We start from the raw sequence: 16,166 nt of genomic DNA, 5'->3' as shown, positions 1-16,166 counted from the left end.
GCACAGATCCCTTGCGTCCAACGGCCACGCCGCAGGATTCGTGCCAGACTAGCCCGGTCGAAGTGTGGTGAAAATCTGAAGCTTGCCAGCCAGGACGGAATATCGCTTTCGGCCCTTCTGTGGGCGATCAAACGAAGCCCCTTTTGAGCCTCTATTCGATCCTCGTTGGCTCGGCGAACACCGCATTTACCCCGTTGAAGGCAAGTTGCAGGAATGTCTGGTCGATCTCCGCGGGGGACAGCTTCGTATCCCTCTCAAGCCACCAGTGCATCACTTCAAAGAACGCGCCAACGATGAAGCGTGTGGCGATCTCAAGTCTGGCCCCGCCTTGATCACCTTGGATATTCGCCAATTCATGGCGAACCTGCCTGCTTATCCAGCCGCGGATCTCTTCTGGCATTTCGCGCTTTTTCCCGCCCATCAGCGCACGGTGCATCTCCCGCGTGGCAAGAGCATGCTCGAACACCGGACCGCTGAAGGAAAAGCCCTTGGCGTTTCGCTGCGAATAGCGTTCGGCACCGTGCGCCTGCAAGGTCTTCAGATGGTCGTCGATCGTTGCTTTCCTCAAGCGGTCCTTGTCGGGATAGTGTGTGTAGAAAGTCGAGCGGCCGACATCGGCTTCCCTGCAGATGTCCTCGACCGTGATCGCCGTATATCCCTTCTCGGCGGTCAGTCTGAAAAGCGCCTGCTGCAGTCGGCTGCGGGTCCTGGCGACCCGACGGTCGATCGGTCCGGCTGGCATCGGCAACATCCTTTTCCGGCCATAGGACACCAAATCGTCCAGTATTGGGCGCGTCGGTGCGATGTGGCCAGTAAAACTGATACTGGACACACTGTCCAGTATCATATGCTCTTGCCGAAGGCCCAGCGCGATGCCCGGCTGGCCGGAGATAAAGCAATGCACCAACGTCTTTTCGGAACAATAGTTGGAGGGCATGCGCTAGTCGCGCTCGTCAAAGTGGCCGTGGTGCTCGCGGCATTTTTCTCGTTGGGACAGGCAAATGCGGTCTTTTCCTTGGGAATTCCCGTCCTTCTGCTTCATGCTGGTGTACTCGTCGTGATCGCAAGCCTATTGATATGGCAAAGCGCTCACGGGCGGCTGTCCGCCAAGGTCCGCATCCCGGCCGCCGGCGAGGAGAAGGCGCCGCATGTCGGCATCACGCTCCATTCCGCCGCCCTGTACGACACGCTCGCGTGGCTTCTGACCTTCGGCCGCGAACGTGCTTTTCGCGAAAGGATACTAAGTTTTGCGAAGCTGAAACCGGGAGAAGTGGTCCTGGATGTCGGGTGCGGCACCGGCACCACCGCGCTCCTCGTCAGACAGAAGGTGGGGCCGGAGGGGCGTGTGGACGGCGTCGACGCGTCCGCCGAAATGGTTGCGCGCGCAACGGCAAAGGCCCGGCGGGCAGGGTTACAAGTCGGGTTCTCGACCGCCACCGCTCAGGAACTGCCTTTCAAGGATGGGGAATTTGATGTCGTCCTCAGCACGCTGATGTTCCACCATCTTCCAAAGAAGGGCCGCGAGGAATTCGGCAGAGAGGCCTTCCGCGTCCTGAGGCCGGGCGGTCGTGTGCTTATCGTCGATTTTGCGAAACCGCCGCGCCAGAAGAGCACCTTTCGGCTCCACCGGCATGGTTACGTCGATTTGGACAAAGTTGCAGCGGATCTCGGCCGGCATGGCTTCAATATCGTTGAGCAAGGCGACGTCGGAACCAAGGGGCTCCGCTACCTAGTTGCGCAACCGGACCTTAGCCTTGCGGCCCTCGAAGCGCGATAGTGCGCCAAGTTGAGGCATTCGCATGGTCAGCTTTACACCCCAAGCAGCTGTCTAATCTCGGGTACTGAACCCAGATCTTCACCATTAGCCCCTTCATCAGCAATGGCTTGTGGAGTCGCCGTTCCAAGCCTAAGTTCGTCAGATGAGCAGGGCCTTCACCCGCGAGGAAGACAGCGAAAACGCCATTGCCGGCATCGGCGAGCGGCCGATCAGCCATCACCGCAATCTGGTCACGGAACGCGGCATGGCGCTGATCGATGCCGAGGTGGCCGCTCTGCGCGACGAACTGGGCAGAGCCGAGAAGAGGGCCGACCGCGAGCGCATCGCGCTGGTCTCGCGCGATCTCCGCTATTGGACGGCACGGCGGGAAAGCGCCGAGCTTTCGGTGCCGGAACCGGGCAGCGACCTGGTTCGTTTCGGCATGGGTGTCACCCTGGAAAGCGACGACGGCAAGAAGGTGCACTGGAAGATCGTCGGCGAGGACGAAGCCAATCCGGGCAAAGGGACAATTTCCCATATGTCGCCGATGGCGATGGCGCTGTTCGGCAAGAAGATCGGCGAAATTGCCGTGGTCAACGGCAAGGAATGGGAGATCGTCAAGCTCTCCGACAGTTAGTCTTCGAGCTTGACGACATGATCGCGGAAGAACGCCGCGGCGCCGGCCTCGTCGATTTCGCCGGCGGCGACGCCCATGACGAATTCGTAAAGCATGCCGTTATTGGCCGTCAGGGCATAACCATTCACAATCAGAAATGCGCCGGCCGCGACAATGGCCGTGCGTTTGTTGCCGTCGACAAAGGCATGATTTCTGGCAATGCCGAAGACATAGGCGGCTGCGAGTTCCTCAACCGACGGGTCTCCGTAGTTGGCCTTGGTTTCGGCGCGAGCGAGCGCCGATTCGAGGGCATTTTCATCCCTCAAGCCTTGTGCTCCGCCGTGTCGGCGCAACTGCTCCGCGTGCATCGCTTCGACTGCACGCCGCGTCAGAAACTCCCAGCTCATTCGGCGAGCTTCTGAAGCGCGACCTTGTATTTGTCCATCACCTCGCGGGCGGCTTTCATTTGCCGCTCGAAGCTGTCGTCCACCGGCTTCAGCGCAAGGCCGTCACCTGTTTCGACGATTTGAAGCTGGTCGCCGGCCTTCAGGTTCAGGCGGTCGAGAAGCTCCCTCGGCAGGATCACGCCTTCGGAATTGCCGATCTTGCGAATGGTCGTGTTCATGGTGAGGCATCCTGTTGCAACGCTGATTATAACTCAGCGTGTTTCTTGTTACAACAGACATTATAACAAAGCGTCAGCCGGCCTGCAGCAGCCGATCCATCAGCCGCTCCGCCGCTTCCGGGATAACCGTGCCGGGCGGGAAGATTTCAGTGGCGCCTGCCTGCCGGACTGAGTCGTAATCCTGCGGCGGGATGACGCCGCCGGCGACGATCAGCATGTCGTCGCGGCCCAACTTCTTCAGTGCAAGCTTGAGTTCGGGAATGAGCGTCAAATGGCCTGCTGCCAGCGACGAGGCGCCGACGATGTGTACGTCATGCTCGACCGCCAGCCTGGCGATCTCGTCCGGAGTCTGGAACATCGGCCCGACGGTGACGTCGAAGCCTAGGTCGGCAAAGGCGGTGGCGATCACTTTCTGGCCGCGATCATGGCCGTCTTGCCCCATCTTGGCGACCAGAATGCGCGGCTTGCCGCCGGACTTTTCCTCGAACGCTACGATCTTGTCCTGCAGCCGGTCGACCACCGGATTGTCGCCGAGCGCGTTGCGATAGACCCCGGAGATCGTCTGCACCGAGGCGACATGGCGGCCGAAGACCTTTTCCAGCGCCAGCGAAATCTCGCCGACCGTGGCGTTGGCGCGTGCGGCCCGGATGGCGCATTCCAGCAGGTTTGCGTTACTCCCGGCAGCACGGGTAAGCGCGTCGAGCGCGCTCTCGACGGCGGCGACGTCACGCGTGCCTTTCAGCCGCTGCAGCTTCGACAATTGCCGCGCCCTGACTTCGGCATTGTCGATCTTCAGCACGTCGACTTCGATGTCCGTGCCGGGACGGTGAGCATTGACACCGACCACGATCTGTTCGCCGGAATCGATGCGCGCCTGGGTGCGCGCGGCAGCCTCTTCAATGCGCAGCTTCGGTAGGCCCTTTTCGATCGCCGCGGCCATGCCGCCGAGGCTCTCGACCTCCTCGATATGCGCAAGCGCACGCGCCGCCAGATCATGCGTCAACCGTTCGACATAGGCGGAGCCGCCCCACGGGTCGATGATGCGCGTCGTGCCGGATTCCTTCTGCAGGATGAGCTGTGTGTTGCGGGCGATGCGGGCCGAATGGTCGGTCGGCAGCGCCATTGCCTCGTCGAAGGAATTGGTGTGCAGCGACTGCGTATGTCCTTGAGTCGCCGCCATCGCCTCGATCATGGTGCGGATGATGTTGTTGTAGGGATCCTGCGCCGTCAGCGACCAGCCCGAAGTCTGGCAATGGGTGCGCAGCGACAGCGAGCGCTCGTCCTTCGGCGAAAAGTTCTTCAGCATCAGGCTGGCCCACAAAAGGCGCGCTGCTCTCAGCTTCGCGACTTCCATGAAGAAATTCATGCCGATCGCCCAGAAGAAGGAAAGGCGCGGCGCGAAACGGTCGATGTCGAGGCCGGCCGCGACGCCGGCGCGGGCATATTCGATACCGTCTGCAATCGTGTAGGCGAGCTCGAGATCCGCCGTCGCTCCCGCCTCCTGCATGTGGTAGCCGGAGATCGAGATCGAATTGAACTTCGGCATGTGCTTCGACGTGTAGGAAAAAATGTCCGACACGATCCGCATCGAAGGTTTTGGCGGATAGATGTAGGTGTTGCGCACCATGAACTCTTTCAGGATGTCGTTCTGAATAGTCCCGGTGAGATCCTTCTGCGCGACGCCCTGTTCCTCCGCCGCCACAATATAGAGCGCCATGATCGGCAGCACCGCGCCGTTCATCGTCATCGAAACGGTCATCTCATCGAGCGGGATGCCGTCGAACAGCTGGCGCATGTCGAGAATGGAATCGATGGCGACGCCGGCCATGCCGACATCGCCGGCGACGCGTGGATGGTCGCTGTCATAGCCGCGGTGCGTGGCGAGATCGAAAGCGACCGACAGGCCCTTCTGGCCGGCGGCAAGGTTGCGACGGTAGAAGGCGTTGGATTCCTCGGCCGTCGAGAAGCCGGCATATTGCCGGATCGTCCAGGGTTGCTGGACATACATCGTCGGGTAGGGGCCGCGCACGAAGGGCGGCAGGCCCGGATAGCTGTCGAGATGCGGCAATCCCTTGAGATCGCCCTGGTTGTAGAGATGCTTGACGGCGATGCCTTCCGGCGTCATCCGCTGGCCTTTGACCTCGACCGGCGCCCGCCGCGGCGGCAACCAGCCGATCTGGCTGAAATCCGGGATCATGGCACGGCTCCGATCGACTGATCGATGCGGATCGGAAATAGCGGCTCGCACACCGCAACGCCTTCGGTGAAGGCAGGCCGCCGCTCCGCCGCCAGCGTCTCGACCGGACGCTCGGTCTTCGACGGGTGCAGCGTCGTGCCGACGATCGCCCGTTCGCCCGCCTGGTAGGCTGCGTTGCGGCGGGCGGAAGCTGCCTGGACGCGCCTCTGGATGTGGCCTTGCTCAAGGCTGGTCAGCACGCCGCCTTCCGCCTCGATCTGCTGGAACTCCTGCCAGGCCGCCGCGCAGAGCTCCGCAGTCAGCGCTTCGACGGCGCCCGAACCGCAAACCGGATCGGCGACGTGATCGACGTGGCTTTCGCTGGCCATGATCAGTTGCGCGTTGCGGGCAACGCGGCGGGCAAAGCCCGCGGGTAGGCCGTGCGCGATCGTGTGCGGCAGGATGGCGATCGAATCCGCGCCGCCGGCGGCAGCCGCGAAAGCGGCGATGGTGGTGCGCAGGATGTTGGTTTCCGGGTCGGCCGCCGTCATCATCCGGAAGGAGGTTTCGGCATGGATGCTGGCGGTGGAGGGCGGTATCGAGCAGGCCTCCTGGACACGCGCCCACAGTCTGCGCAACGCCCTGACCTTGGCCGTCGACACGAATTGGTCCTGGTCGACGCTGAGCGCAAAACCGATATGCGGCGCTGCGTAGACGAGCGGCTGGCGCGCCTTCTCGAACAGCCTCAGATAGGAGACGGCCGAGGCGAGCATGGTGCCAAGCTCCTGCGCCTCGGTGGCGCCGGCATTGTGGAACACCCGCCCGTCGGCTTCCAGCAGCACGCCGGGCACACCCATCGAAAAGAAATGCGCCAGCGATTGCGGCATCGAAGCCTGTAAAGCCTCGATCGACATGCGCAGCCTGCCGGTCCCGGCAAAGATCGCCGCCGGATCGATGCCGAAGGAGAGGTTGAGCTTTGCCGGGTCGGAGCGGCGCTTGGTCAAAAACGCCACCAGCCAGTCGGCCACGGCACGGCTCCAGGGATGGGCGTCGATGCGGATCTGGATGCGGTTGAGCGGCACGCCGTCGAGCACGCCCTCCAGCGCCTCCGCCGTCCTGGGCAAGCCATAGCCGAAGGCGTTCGGCGCACCCTCGAAGACAAGCGACAGTCCGGTGGCACCCTGCGCGACGTCTTCCAGCGCCTGCGCACTGGCGCGGCCGATGTCCGGATCGTCGATGCGCTGGCTGACGATCCACGGTGATCCCGGGTTGGCGCGCACGACAGGCTCCGCCGTGACCGAACGCTCGTAGAGCGGCTCGATGCGGATGGCGTCGTCCGTATGCGAGACGAGCTTTTCCTCGAAGGACCCGCCGGCCAGCGCCTTCTCCGCCAGCGCCAGCCATCGTTGCCGGTCGACGTTCGGAAGTTCGGCATCCTGGGTCAAGGCACCGGCGACCATCGGTTCTCCTCGTTCTAGCGGCCGCAGCGGCCGACTATGTCAGTCTACGGTCCCCGGCCCGATATCACAATGCAGCACACTTGCAGGTGCAACACGCCTTTCGTGACGGCGACCGTCAATCGATTGCCAAACATGGGCAGGTTCCGCAAGCTCCAAAAGCCATTTTCGACGGTGCCCATTGTCGCTGCGCAATGGCCTCACTATACCTGCGGCGGGGCTCCCTTTTCTTCAAGGGATCAGTGCATTCAACCCTATAGGTTTGCGGAGACCGGACACATGGCCGACGACACCAGTATCTTCATAGGGGCCAGCCGCAAGCCGGACGACAGCTATCAGCGGCCCGAACAGCTTTTGCTGCAATATGGCAATCGTCATGGCCTGGTCACCGGCGCGACCGGCACCGGCAAGACGGTGACCCTGCAGATATTGGCCGAGGGTTTCTCCAATGCCGGCGTGCCGGTATTCTGCGCCGACATCAAGGGCGACCTGTCGGGTATCGCCATGATGGGCACAGCGCAGGATTTCCTGGTCAAGCGGGCCGAGCAGGTCAAGCTCGATCCCTATGAATTCCAGGAATTCCCGGTCATCTTCTGGGATCTGTTCGGCGAGCAGGGCCACCCGATCCGCGCCACGATCTCGGAGATGGGGCCGCTGCTTCTGTCGCGGTTGATGAACCTTTCCGAGGCGCAGGAAGGCATCATGAACATCGCCTTCCGCATCGCCGACGAGGAAGGCCTTCTGCTGCTCGACTTGAAGGACCTGCAGTCACTGCTGGCCAACATCGCCGACCGCGCCGAAGAGATCGGCGCCCGCTACGGCAATGTGACGAAACCTTCGGTCGGCGCGATCCAGCGCACGCTGCTGGTTCTGGAGCAGCAGGGCGCTGCCAATTTCTTCGGCGAGCCGGCATTGCGGATATCCGACATCATGCGCACCACGCGCGATGGACGCGGCGCCATCAGCGTGCTCGCCGCCGACAAGCTGATGATGAATCCGCGGCTCTATGCGACGTTCCTTCTGTGGCTGATGTCGGAACTGTTCGAGGAACTGCCGGAAGTCGGCGATCCGGACAAGCCGAAGCTGGTCTTTTTCTTCGACGAGGCGCACCTTCTGTTCGACGATGCCCCGAAGGTGTTGGTCGACCGCGTCGAGCAGGTGGTCCGGCTGATCCGCTCGAAAGGCGTCGGCGTTTATTTCGTCACGCAAAATCCGCTGGATATCCCTGAAACGGTGCTGGCCCAGCTCGGCAACCGCGTGCAGCACGCACTTCGTGCCTATACGCCGCGCGAACAGAAGGCCGTCAGGACGGCGGCCGAGACGTTCAGGCCCAATCCCGACTTCGACTGCGCAACCGTGATCACGCAGCTCGGCACCGGCGAGGCGCTGGTCTCGACGCTGGAAGCCAAGGGCGTGCCCTCCATGGTGCAGCGAACGCTGATCCGCCCGCCGTCATCGCGGCTTGGCCCGATCACGCCCAACGAGCGCCGCAAGCTGATCACCGAGAGCCCGGTTGCGGGACAGTACGACGAGACCATCGACCGCGAATCGGCCTTCGAGATCCTGCAGAAGAAGGCCAAGGACGCCCAGGAGGCACAGGCGCAGCAACAGGACGCAGGCCGTTCGCGCTGGACCATTCCCGGCTTCGGCAATGACGATCCCCAGCCGACCGGCCGCCGCCGCGCGCCGCGCCCCTCCAACCGCCAGACGGTGGCGGAGGCGGCGATCAAATCCATCGTGCGCTCGGTCGGCTCGTCGGTCGGACGAGCGATCGTCCGCGGGATTTTGGGGAGCCTGTCCAGGGGGCGGTGAGGGGGCATCGGACCCGAAGGCGGGCATCTGTGTTGGCAAATTCTGTCTTGGCATCAAGCGCCAGCAGCCAGATCTGGTGGACAGAGGACGGCGGCTATGCGCCATTTGCCGACCTTCATTGCGTTTCTCCAAACCTGCCGTTCGCGCTACAGCCTGATACGACCATCAGCGGGCATAGCTGCGTCCTTGGCTCGGCGCTATCAGTAATCAGTGCCGCTATCGCTTGGTTACGTCAGGGTAAAAATCTGATGCTGGACATCAGAGGTCGAACGGTCGGAGTCGACCACCCAAAACCGAAGTTCAATCCGCGACACTATCCAATTGCCCGTCGCTTGTAATCAAGAGGTCATTGGCCTAATCTGAACTGAGGGGATGAGCAGTCTCCCCTTCAGACGGCTTCCGTCAAGCACTGCGCAAGATCCTATTGAGGGATGGCGCGCGTGGATGGCAGGTTCCTTTCAATTGCACTTCACTTATTGTCGCGAATTGTCGCAACTGCTTTGATGGCTGCGGCAAACCTGCCGGTTGCGACGTTTGACGCTGCGGGCCAAGGCACGGAGCCGCCATTACGGCTCGAGGCCAGAATCCCACTCGGAGATGTGCGCGGCCGCATCGATCACATGGCGATCGATTTAAAGAGGCGGCGCTTGTTCGTTGCAGAACTCGGCAACAACAGCATGGCGGTGGTCGATCTCACCCATCGAACCGTGCTTCGCACAATCAAGGGATTACGGGAACCACAAGGTGTCGGCTACCTGCAAGGGACCGACACCCTGTATGTCGCGAATGCCGGCGACGGCTCGGTTCGATTGTTTCGAGGAGCCGATTATGCCGCTATCGGCAAAGTCGACCTAGGGGAAGATGCCGACAATGTTCGCGTGGATAGCGCGACCAATCGGGTCTTTGTGGGGTATGGCAGCGGTGCGCTGGCTGTCATCAATCCCACGACTAACCGGAAAACCGGCGATGTGCCGCTAAAGGCGCATCCCGAAAGTTTTCAGCTCGACGCGAGGACGAGCCACGTCTTTGTGAACCTGCCGGACGTTCATTCAATCGCGGTCGTCGACCGCACATCACTGGCTCAAATCGCAAGCTGGCCGACCGCCGGTTTGGCCGGCAATTTTCCGATGGCGTTGGACGACCCTCACCAGCACGTCCTTATAGCTTTTCGCCACCCTGCGTGGCTCGGCATCTTCTCCATGGGAGACGGTTCGCTCGTCGCGACTGCGAAGATTTGCGGTGATGCCGACGATGTTTTCGTCGACTCGAAACGGCAGCGAGCCTATATCAGCTGCGGAGACGGATTCATTGACGTGCTGGATACCCGGGACCCGCCATATCGACGCATCGCGCATATTCCGACTGTGTCCGGTGCGCGCACTTCGCTCTTTGTTCCCGCGCTTGACCTGCTTCTTCTCGCGGTTCGAGCGGGCGGAGAGCAGCTGCCGGCAATCTGGGCGTTTCGTCCAACACCTTGAGGTGCGCACCCGTGTGGACGACGTTTTCCTGTTGAGCTGCATACCGATTGCCTATTCGGCATCGGGCGGAGATGCTTCAATGGCCAGGAGCTCTAAGCACTCAATCTCTTGCATCACCTTTCCAGCGATACCTTGCAAATCGCCGTACATGCCGACGGTCGACTCGATTACGCCTTGTTGGATGATGCTGAGCTCTATTGGATCATGCAAAAGGCATTAAAATGACCGGGATGCCTGCGTTTGGTTCAACGCACAACCAGGAAGAGCTATGGGCGATGGTGGCCTTTACCCGACGTCTTCCAGAGATGTCGCAATCGGAATACGAGAAAATCACCGAAGCCTCTGAAGGGCATCATCAGGCTGGAGGTGAAGACCGTGCACCGGCTGCGTTTCGCAAGTGAGTCGTACAGGGACTGCGGAAGGGCGGTCGTGATCGCTATCCGGTCGTGGCGACAAAGGGCCGCCTGATCCTCGGCTGTAGATCGTGTTCGCGCATCAGGCGACGAATCTTCCCTGCCGCCCAGGGCGGTGACGCTTGATAGCCAGGTTCGAATTTGTCGCGGAGGGCGCTGCTGGGATCACCGGTCCTAACTTGGTAAGACGTGGGTAGGTTGGATTGTCCGGTTCAATTGGTCATGACTGCCACGCAACGTCCGCGTCCGCGACCACGATCTGACGGAACTTCTTCCGCGATGGCAGCCTTCTTTTCAGGTTGCGACAGACGCAGGACATCTTCGAGACAGAGCGCGCCGCCATCTCCGCTGCCGCCGTCCCGCGCCGCGAATTCACGCGGGCCAACTTGAGGACTACCTGAGGACAACCGGGGCGACGCGTTGGTGTATATGACGCTCGGCACGGTGAAGTGGGTGGAGCTTGGTGTCCGCACGTCCTGTATGCAAGGTCACGGGCAGGTTCTGACCCTATTCCCGACCTTGACAGCCAAGCGCAATATGCGCCAGTTGCGTCTTCGGTCGTTGCAAGCCTTGACACGATATGAATCAGCATTGTTGGGCGGCAGCCTGAGGATTGAAACCGATATTCGCCTCGCTGGAATGTCTAACGCGACTCCGTCATGATCTTCCGGCCCTGTCGAGCGACGCTGCCAAAGCCGGTGACGCCAACGCAGGTGATGAGGGCAGGCTAGATCAGTGCAGCAGATCCGCCCGGCGACTTTTCTTTTTGCGGCCCGAGCCTTGCGCGACATGGGCGACGGCTTTGTGGCCGTTCTGTTGCCGGTCTATCTCCTCGCATTAGGCTTCGCGCCTCTGCAGGTCGGCATCATAGCAACCGGATCGCTGCTCGGTTCAGCGCTCTTAACCATCGCCGTCGGACTCCTTGGTGCCCGACACGATCACCGCCAACTCCTGTTTGCCGCCGCCAGTCTGATGGTCGCCACGGGTGTGGCCTTTGCTGTGGTCCACGACTACGCGCTGCTTTTGGTGATCGCCTTCGCAGGCACCATCAACCCGTCGGCCGGCAGCGTCAGCGTATTCGTGCCCTTAGAGCATGCCGTGCTCACACGCGAAGTCACCGACGCCGCGCGGACCAAGATGTTCGCGCGCTACAGCCTTGTGGGTGCGCTCGCAGCCGCGGTTGGCGCGCTCGCTTCGGTGACACCTGATCTTCTGGCTCCAGCCGGCCTCGATCAACTCACCGGCATCAAGGCGATGTTCGTGCTCTATGCGTTGCTGGGCCTGCTCGGCGGTCTCCTTTACGCGCAGATCCCGCAGCGCCGTCCAACGTCGGACTCCGGCAGCACGTCCGCGCTTGGCCCCTCGCGGAATATCGTTTTCAAGCTTGCGGCCCTTTTTAGCCTTGATGCCTTTGCCGGCGGCTTCCTCGTCCAGTCGCTGCTTGCCCTGTGGCTTTTCGAAAAATTCGACCTGTCGCTTTCGGAAGCGGGCTTTTTCTTCTTCTGGTCCGGCGTCCTTTCGGCGTTCTCATTCCCCGTTGCCGCCTGGCTGTCGCGGCACATCGGACTCATCAACACGATGGTGTTCACACACATTCCGTCCAGCATCGCCCTGATCCTGGCGGCCCTTGCGCCGACGCTCCCTCTGGCGCTCGCCCTGCTGCTGATCCGTGCCGCGCTTTCGCAGATGGACGTCCCGACGCGCTCATCTTACGTCATGGCGGTCGTCACGGAGGCGGAGCGGGCAGCCGCCGCGAGCTTCACATCGGTCCCGCGCAGCCTGGCTGCCGCAGCCAGTCCCGCCCTGGCGGGCGCTCTGTTCGCTGCCTCGTTCCGGGCTTGGCCCCTCCTCATCTGCGGTGCACTGAAGATCGCTTACGATCTGCTGCTGCTGATGCAGTTTCGGCACCTCAAGCCGCCGGAGGAACGCTGATATTTGGGTGCTTGACGGGGAGGGGTCAATCGCGAAGGCAAATGTTGGAAAGATCGTCGATCACTTCGGCTCTGACTCCGGACTTGTCGAATGCCTGATGTGACCCGACATCCTCGACGCGATGCCTGCAGACCATCACCCGCAGCGCAGCAGACAACGAAAGTCTCCGCTGGGCTCTGCCGATCAGGCAGGCCGTGCTTTGTAAAAGCGGCACCAACCATCGGGGCTGATTTCACCCGCGACAATCTAGGATGCATTCGGCTTCAGGAAATGGGTGCACCCGGCGCAGCGGCGACCTTTGTTTGGAACATCCTAATAAAGCGCCACAGGCTTTGGGGTTGTTTCGGCGCCGCGCGCCGCAGGCTGACCTGTCATGCAGGAAGCAAGCCCACCTGCACCGGCAAATCGCCGCGCCGGTCGTCGACGCCTTAAGAAATTTCCGGCGAGACAGCGCTTGGCCTGGCTTACGTTGTGCCGACCCGCAATTTATCTCACCACGATCTTCTTTAATGGTCTTTCCTCCCAATCGAACCCAAAGAAGCGCCGAGTGCTGATCAGATCGATTTGAGGTACTCGATCAGATCACTCTTTTCCTGATCGGTCAGATCAAGGCCGAGATGGCCGTCATAGTGCTCCTTCTGCGCAAGACGTCGATCGGTTCCACTCCTCCTGCCAGGGGTCGATCAAGTTTAAGGACCCGACGTCTCCTCCCGGCTCGAGGTCTATTTCAATAAAACCGTACGTCACCGTCCTGCTTCCTTGATCCCTTGCCTTCCCTTACAATCCCTTCCGGACACAGAGGAGTTCCGCCATGAGCGAAGACGCCGTCAACATGTCGATCCGCAAGTTCCTGAAGGAAGTCGGCGTCACCTCACAGCGCAAGATCGAGGAGACGGTGCGCGAAGGGCAAATCGGCGGCAAGAAGCTGAAGGTCCGCATGACGCTGACGGCGGAAGGCACCGGCCTCAACCACGTGGTGGACGGCGAGATCGAACTTCCATAAGCCGGGCGAAGCGACCTAGCGAAACGTCCAACGCGGCCGAAAGCCGTCGAGACGGATCAGCGGTTGGAATGGCGTCTGGCCGGGTCGATGTAGTACCGCTCACCCCACGCTCTTGCGACTCTGAGGGAACGCGAAAGACCGACCCAACCAAGCCGTTTGACCCGCGCTGGCAGCTGCTGAGTAGGCGAAGTCAGCATCGCCTCGATCGCGCCACGAACGGTCATTGGTCAGCTACTAACGGAATGTCTCGATCCCATTACTTGCCGTTCGATAGCGCGGACGGACATAACAGTCACGTGGCCTCATTGCGATCATGAGGCGTGCACCCTACCATTTGCCTGGCGGCCTTTAGGGGTCATCACCGTCGGGGGAGGCGTCTGCGCTGCCACCTTCTAAAACGTCGTCGCTTGCGACGCGGTTCTACTTACCGGCGTTGCTCAAGCTGAACAGATCGACGCGATCACGAGAGGGTAGCTCCGGCTGGTCCGCAACGACGAAAGCAGTCTTGTTCCAGCTAACGTCGAATTGGTCGAGCTTACTCACTAGCTTCCTGCGCTCTGCGGCGGAATGCAGCGCTTTGAGTGCCTGCGTTTCATCGGTGCTGATCCCGAGCAACCTTCCACCCGTGGCAGTAAGGTAGGCCAGCAACCAGCCAATAACGAAAGAAGCCGCTCGAATTATTGGCGTTGTGTCCAACAGCAGCGGAACAGAGAAGATCGAGCCCAAGACCACACCAATGCCGATTCTGACGGCTCTGTTGCGGCGAAGGGTCCCCTCGACATCAGTGCAAAGGGCCTCAATCGCATAACGGTCCTCACGGTGCTTGGCCTCCAGCTTTGCGCCCAAGATTGTTGCTTCTTGCTCCCTCTCCTTCTGTATCGTCTCAATTCGTTCATTGACCTTGTTTAACCGTTTTTTCCCTTCGGCTTTTGCCTTGTTGACCGCTTCCAGCCCTTTCTGACGTTCCTCTTCGAGGTGCGGATGCAGCATCTCCTGCCACAAAAGCGGGAGTTTTCCTCGGTCACGACGTTGGACACACCTAGCGTTTTATCCATGAGGGCCTGCGCGCTGCGATCCTACGAAATCAGCAAATCGAGCTGGCGGCTCTTGTCGTCATCCCCCAGCGCATCAGTGAGCCGATTCACGGCCGCTACCACTCCCGGACGGATCGCGAGCACATGTTCGCAGCTTGCCAGCAGCATTCGTTTTGGAATGTTGAGATCACCGGCCCCCATGCCTGTGCGGAGCCAGATGGCGGTCGCAAGTACGCGGCGATGAACGACGGGCGGCACCGTTTCGTCAGGCAGTCCGCTCATTTGGACACACGCTCGGCGGACAATTTGGGCAAGAAGACCGTTCCGAGTCAGGCCGACCGCGTGCGACTTGAATATGTCTCGGCTAGTTCTGCCCCGCCGCTGTCTGACAATGAAGGCAGTGATGTCGGTGTCGTGTTCACGCGCCAACGGATTCTCGGCGTAACTGAGCCTGCCGTAAAGGTCCTGCCAGTTGTCCTTGTTAAAGAACTGGTGCTCGGATGGCCTGCTCCCGGGTTCGATACGTAGCCTTCACACCCACTGCGTCCAACAGGGGAGCAGGGTTGCGCGACACCTCGTTCACATACTCCCGCAAGACCTCACGCCTCAATAGGGCATGCGCAGTCGGGCCTGTAGGGCGCGGATTCTTCAAGACGGCTTGCAGGTTATTCTTTATCTCGTCGAGGCTCTGCCCGAAAATTCGAACCGAGGCCCCGATCCTGATGAGTTCGGCCACGACAGGGGCAGTGTTCTCGCGCGCCAACTTCCCGGAGACACCGAGAAGTTCCATCGCAACTGGCGCATCCAGATAGACAACGAGGTCGGTCTTATCGACCGAGGTCACCGGCTTCACAAAGTCCTGAACGACCTCGGTCAGAAGCCCGATAGCTGCAATCCGGGCAAGTACCTCAGCACTGCCTTGGTTCTCCTCGATTGCATGTTTGACGAAGCGCGCGCACAGGAATTTCTCTTCGTCTCGGAGGGAGGTCGTATTGGGGATTTCTACTACCTGCCGCAGCTTTCCTGACGCATCCGGTTTGACGCCCGCTTTGAACTCGATGCTCTTCTCGCTGAACGCTTCGACGTAAAGGAGCCATTCGACAAGGATGTCCTCGAACTCTTCGACGTCTCGGGGGATTGTAGTGAGTGGCGAAAGCGCTTCGGAGAACTCCTTAAACTGAGTGGCGATGCGGCGTAGCTCAGCCTCAACGGTCTGAGTGGATGCATCCGGCTCGCCGTTGTCAGCCATCTGAATCGTATACGTGGTATCCTTGGCACCTGCGATGTCAGCAACAATCCAGCCGTGACGCTCTAAGTAAGGGACAAATGTCTCGACCAGATCGGAGTTGAAGTTCCACTTGTACATATCGCGAATTGCTGCGGCGATGACATCTGGGTCGAGTTTGCTGCCATTGTGACGGCGCAAGATCGGATCGAAGAACGGCAGCAACCCTTCCAGCACGTTTCCGCTGTCATTTCCGAGTGCAGACAACGCCCCGTAAATGCGAACCGCCGACCGAGTAAGTTGCGTTGCCATGACCCGTATTGAACCGTTGCCTACGGTTGCAGACTAAGGGTCAACGTGGTCGCAGGCTACTGCTTATTGTGCATGTCAAGATGATCATGGTCGGTAATTGTTATGGTCAACGTCGCGGATAGACGCGAACAGCTTCCACCTCTCTTAGCCAAATCAATCCGAAGCGATCCGGCGCCCTAGTGGACGCTCCGCTTCCGAGCCGAGGCGTCGCAGTATGGTCACATCGGGGAAGGTCCGCTTCCGCTCATCGCAAACAGCCTCGAACCGTCGGGCTGAATGACCGCAAACAATAATCCATAGCCGACGATCGCGATCACTGGCCTTGGA

General features: G+C 60.7%; 15 protein-coding genes. 7 read left to right on the top strand and 8 right to left on the bottom strand.

What is annotated here, in order from left to right; genetic code table 11:
- Positions 1 to 151: 151 nt before the first annotated feature.
- Entirely contained in the window at positions 152 to 937 is a 786-nt protein-coding gene (locus NKI52_RS17215) for a TetR/AcrR family transcriptional regulator (protein WP_352698721.1), read from the bottom strand.
- A 21-nt stretch (positions 938 to 958) separates the two neighbouring features.
- On the opposite strand from NKI52_RS17215, the gene NKI52_RS17210 reads away from it, so the two are divergent.
- Complete coding sequence (locus tag NKI52_RS17210; RefSeq protein ID WP_352698719.1) at positions 959 to 1,777, top strand: class I SAM-dependent methyltransferase; 819 nt, start codon at positions 959 to 961, stop codon at positions 1,775 to 1,777.
- Positions 1,778 to 1,919: 142 nt separating this feature from the next.
- On the top strand, positions 1,920 to 2,393 hold the full coding sequence (locus tag NKI52_RS17205; protein ID WP_352449075.1) for a GreA/GreB family elongation factor: 474 nt from the start codon (positions 1,920 to 1,922) through the stop codon (positions 2,391 to 2,393).
- On the opposite strand, the gene NKI52_RS17200 is transcribed toward NKI52_RS17205, so the two are convergent.
- From NKI52_RS17200 to NKI52_RS17185, 4 genes are all read right to left on the bottom strand, one after another.
- Positions 2,390 to 2,779, bottom strand: coding sequence for a type II toxin-antitoxin system death-on-curing family toxin (locus NKI52_RS17200; RefSeq protein WP_352624564.1), 390 nt, complete (start codon positions 2,777 to 2,779; stop codon positions 2,390 to 2,392). The two genes, NKI52_RS17205 and NKI52_RS17200, sit on opposite strands and share 4 nt — an antisense overlap.
- Entirely contained in the window at positions 2,776 to 2,997 is a 222-nt protein-coding gene (locus NKI52_RS17195) for an AbrB/MazE/SpoVT family DNA-binding domain-containing protein (protein ID WP_095496758.1), read from the bottom strand. The genes NKI52_RS17200 and NKI52_RS17195 overlap by 4 nt, the downstream gene beginning before the upstream one ends.
- Before the next feature lie 73 nt (positions 2,998 to 3,070).
- Positions 3,071 to 5,194 carry a methylmalonyl-CoA mutase gene (scpA, locus tag NKI52_RS17190; RefSeq protein ID WP_352698717.1) on the bottom strand — a complete coding sequence of 708 codons (2,124 nt, stop codon included), beginning with the start codon at positions 5,192 to 5,194 and terminating at the stop codon, positions 3,071 to 3,073.
- On the bottom strand, positions 5,191 to 6,633 hold the full coding sequence (locus tag NKI52_RS17185) for a methylmalonyl-CoA mutase subunit beta (protein WP_352698715.1): 1,443 nt from the start codon (positions 6,631 to 6,633) through the stop codon (positions 5,191 to 5,193). The genes scpA and NKI52_RS17185 overlap by 4 nt, the downstream gene beginning before the upstream one ends.
- A gap of 276 nt (positions 6,634 to 6,909) precedes the next feature.
- Between NKI52_RS17185 and NKI52_RS17180 the strand changes: the two genes are divergently transcribed.
- From NKI52_RS17180 to NKI52_RS17160, 5 genes are all read left to right on the top strand, one after another.
- Positions 6,910 to 8,442 (top strand): helicase HerA-like C-terminal domain-containing protein, encoded by a 1,533-nt coding sequence (locus NKI52_RS17180; protein WP_352698713.1) that lies wholly within the window; start codon positions 6,910 to 6,912, stop codon positions 8,440 to 8,442.
- Positions 8,443 to 8,882: 440 nt separating this feature from the next.
- A complete protein-coding gene (locus tag NKI52_RS17175) occupies positions 8,883 to 9,920 on the top strand; it encodes a YncE family protein (RefSeq protein ID WP_352636405.1) in 1,038 nt (345 codons plus the stop codon).
- 197 nt (positions 9,921 to 10,117) lie between these two features.
- The gene (locus NKI52_RS17170) at positions 10,118 to 10,321 is read left to right on the top strand and encodes a cytochrome c (protein WP_352698796.1); all 204 of its coding nucleotides are present in this window, start codon (positions 10,118 to 10,120) and stop codon (positions 10,319 to 10,321) included.
- 801 nt (positions 10,322 to 11,122) lie between these two features.
- A complete protein-coding gene (locus tag NKI52_RS17165; RefSeq protein WP_245274795.1) occupies positions 11,123 to 12,265 on the top strand; it encodes an MFS transporter in 1,143 nt (380 codons plus the stop codon).
- 811 nt (positions 12,266 to 13,076) lie between these two features.
- Positions 13,077 to 13,268, top strand: a complete 192-nt coding sequence (locus NKI52_RS17160; protein WP_023679340.1) for a DUF6494 family protein — start codon at positions 13,077 to 13,079, stop codon at positions 13,266 to 13,268.
- 420 nt (positions 13,269 to 13,688) lie between these two features.
- On the opposite strand, the gene NKI52_RS17155 is transcribed toward NKI52_RS17160, so the two are convergent.
- The 3 genes from NKI52_RS17155 to NKI52_RS17145 form a co-directional block, all read right to left on the bottom strand.
- Positions 13,689 to 14,270, bottom strand: a complete 582-nt coding sequence (locus NKI52_RS17155; RefSeq protein WP_352698711.1) for a hypothetical protein — start codon at positions 14,268 to 14,270, stop codon at positions 13,689 to 13,691.
- Between the two features lie 74 nt (positions 14,271 to 14,344).
- Positions 14,345 to 14,584 carry a hypothetical protein gene (locus tag NKI52_RS17150; protein ID WP_352698709.1) on the bottom strand — a complete coding sequence of 80 codons (240 nt, stop codon included), beginning with the start codon at positions 14,582 to 14,584 and terminating at the stop codon, positions 14,345 to 14,347.
- A gap of 199 nt (positions 14,585 to 14,783) precedes the next feature.
- The gene (locus tag NKI52_RS17145) at positions 14,784 to 15,839 is read right to left on the bottom strand and encodes a hypothetical protein (protein WP_031213483.1); all 1,056 of its coding nucleotides are present in this window, start codon (positions 15,837 to 15,839) and stop codon (positions 14,784 to 14,786) included.
- Positions 15,840 to 16,166 lie beyond the last annotated feature (327 nt).

The sequence above is a fragment of the Mesorhizobium sp. M0590 genome, from assembly GCF_040320905.1.
Lineage (GTDB): Bacteria > Pseudomonadota > Alphaproteobacteria > Rhizobiales > Rhizobiaceae > Mesorhizobium.
The sequence above is the reverse complement of the archived record's forward strand: the minus strand, read 5'-3'. Positions and strand labels throughout refer to the sequence as shown.

Bases quoted from the DNA above. Each gene is read 5' to 3' on its own strand.
- NKI52_RS17215 (WP_352698721.1), bottom strand. From the start codon at position 937: ATGCCCTCCAACTATTGTTCCGAAAAGACGTTGGTGCATTGCTTTATC.
- NKI52_RS17205 (WP_352449075.1), top strand. From the start codon at position 1,920: ATGAGCAGGGCCTTCACCCGCGAGGAAGACAGCGAAAACGCCATTGCC.
- NKI52_RS17200 (WP_352624564.1), bottom strand. From the start codon at position 2,779: ATGAGCTGGGAGTTTCTGACGCGGCGTGCAGTCGAAGCGATGCACGCG.
- NKI52_RS17195 (WP_095496758.1), bottom strand. From the start codon at position 2,997: ATGAACACGACCATTCGCAAGATCGGCAATTCCGAAGGCGTGATCCTG.
- scpA (WP_352698717.1), bottom strand. From the start codon at position 5,194: ATGATCCCGGATTTCAGCCAGATCGGCTGGTTGCCGCCGCGGCGGGCG.
- NKI52_RS17185 (WP_352698715.1), bottom strand. From the start codon at position 6,633: ATGGTCGCCGGTGCCTTGACCCAGGATGCCGAACTTCCGAACGTCGAC.
- NKI52_RS17180 (WP_352698713.1), top strand. From the start codon at position 6,910: ATGGCCGACGACACCAGTATCTTCATAGGGGCCAGCCGCAAGCCGGAC.
- NKI52_RS17165 (WP_245274795.1), top strand. From the start codon at position 11,123: ATGGGCGACGGCTTTGTGGCCGTTCTGTTGCCGGTCTATCTCCTCGCA.
- NKI52_RS17160 (WP_023679340.1), top strand. From the start codon at position 13,077: ATGAGCGAAGACGCCGTCAACATGTCGATCCGCAAGTTCCTGAAGGAA.
- NKI52_RS17150 (WP_352698709.1), bottom strand. From the start codon at position 14,584: ATGAGCGGACTGCCTGACGAAACGGTGCCGCCCGTCGTTCATCGCCGC.
- NKI52_RS17145 (WP_031213483.1), bottom strand. From the start codon at position 15,839: ATGGCAACGCAACTTACTCGGTCGGCGGTTCGCATTTACGGGGCGTTG.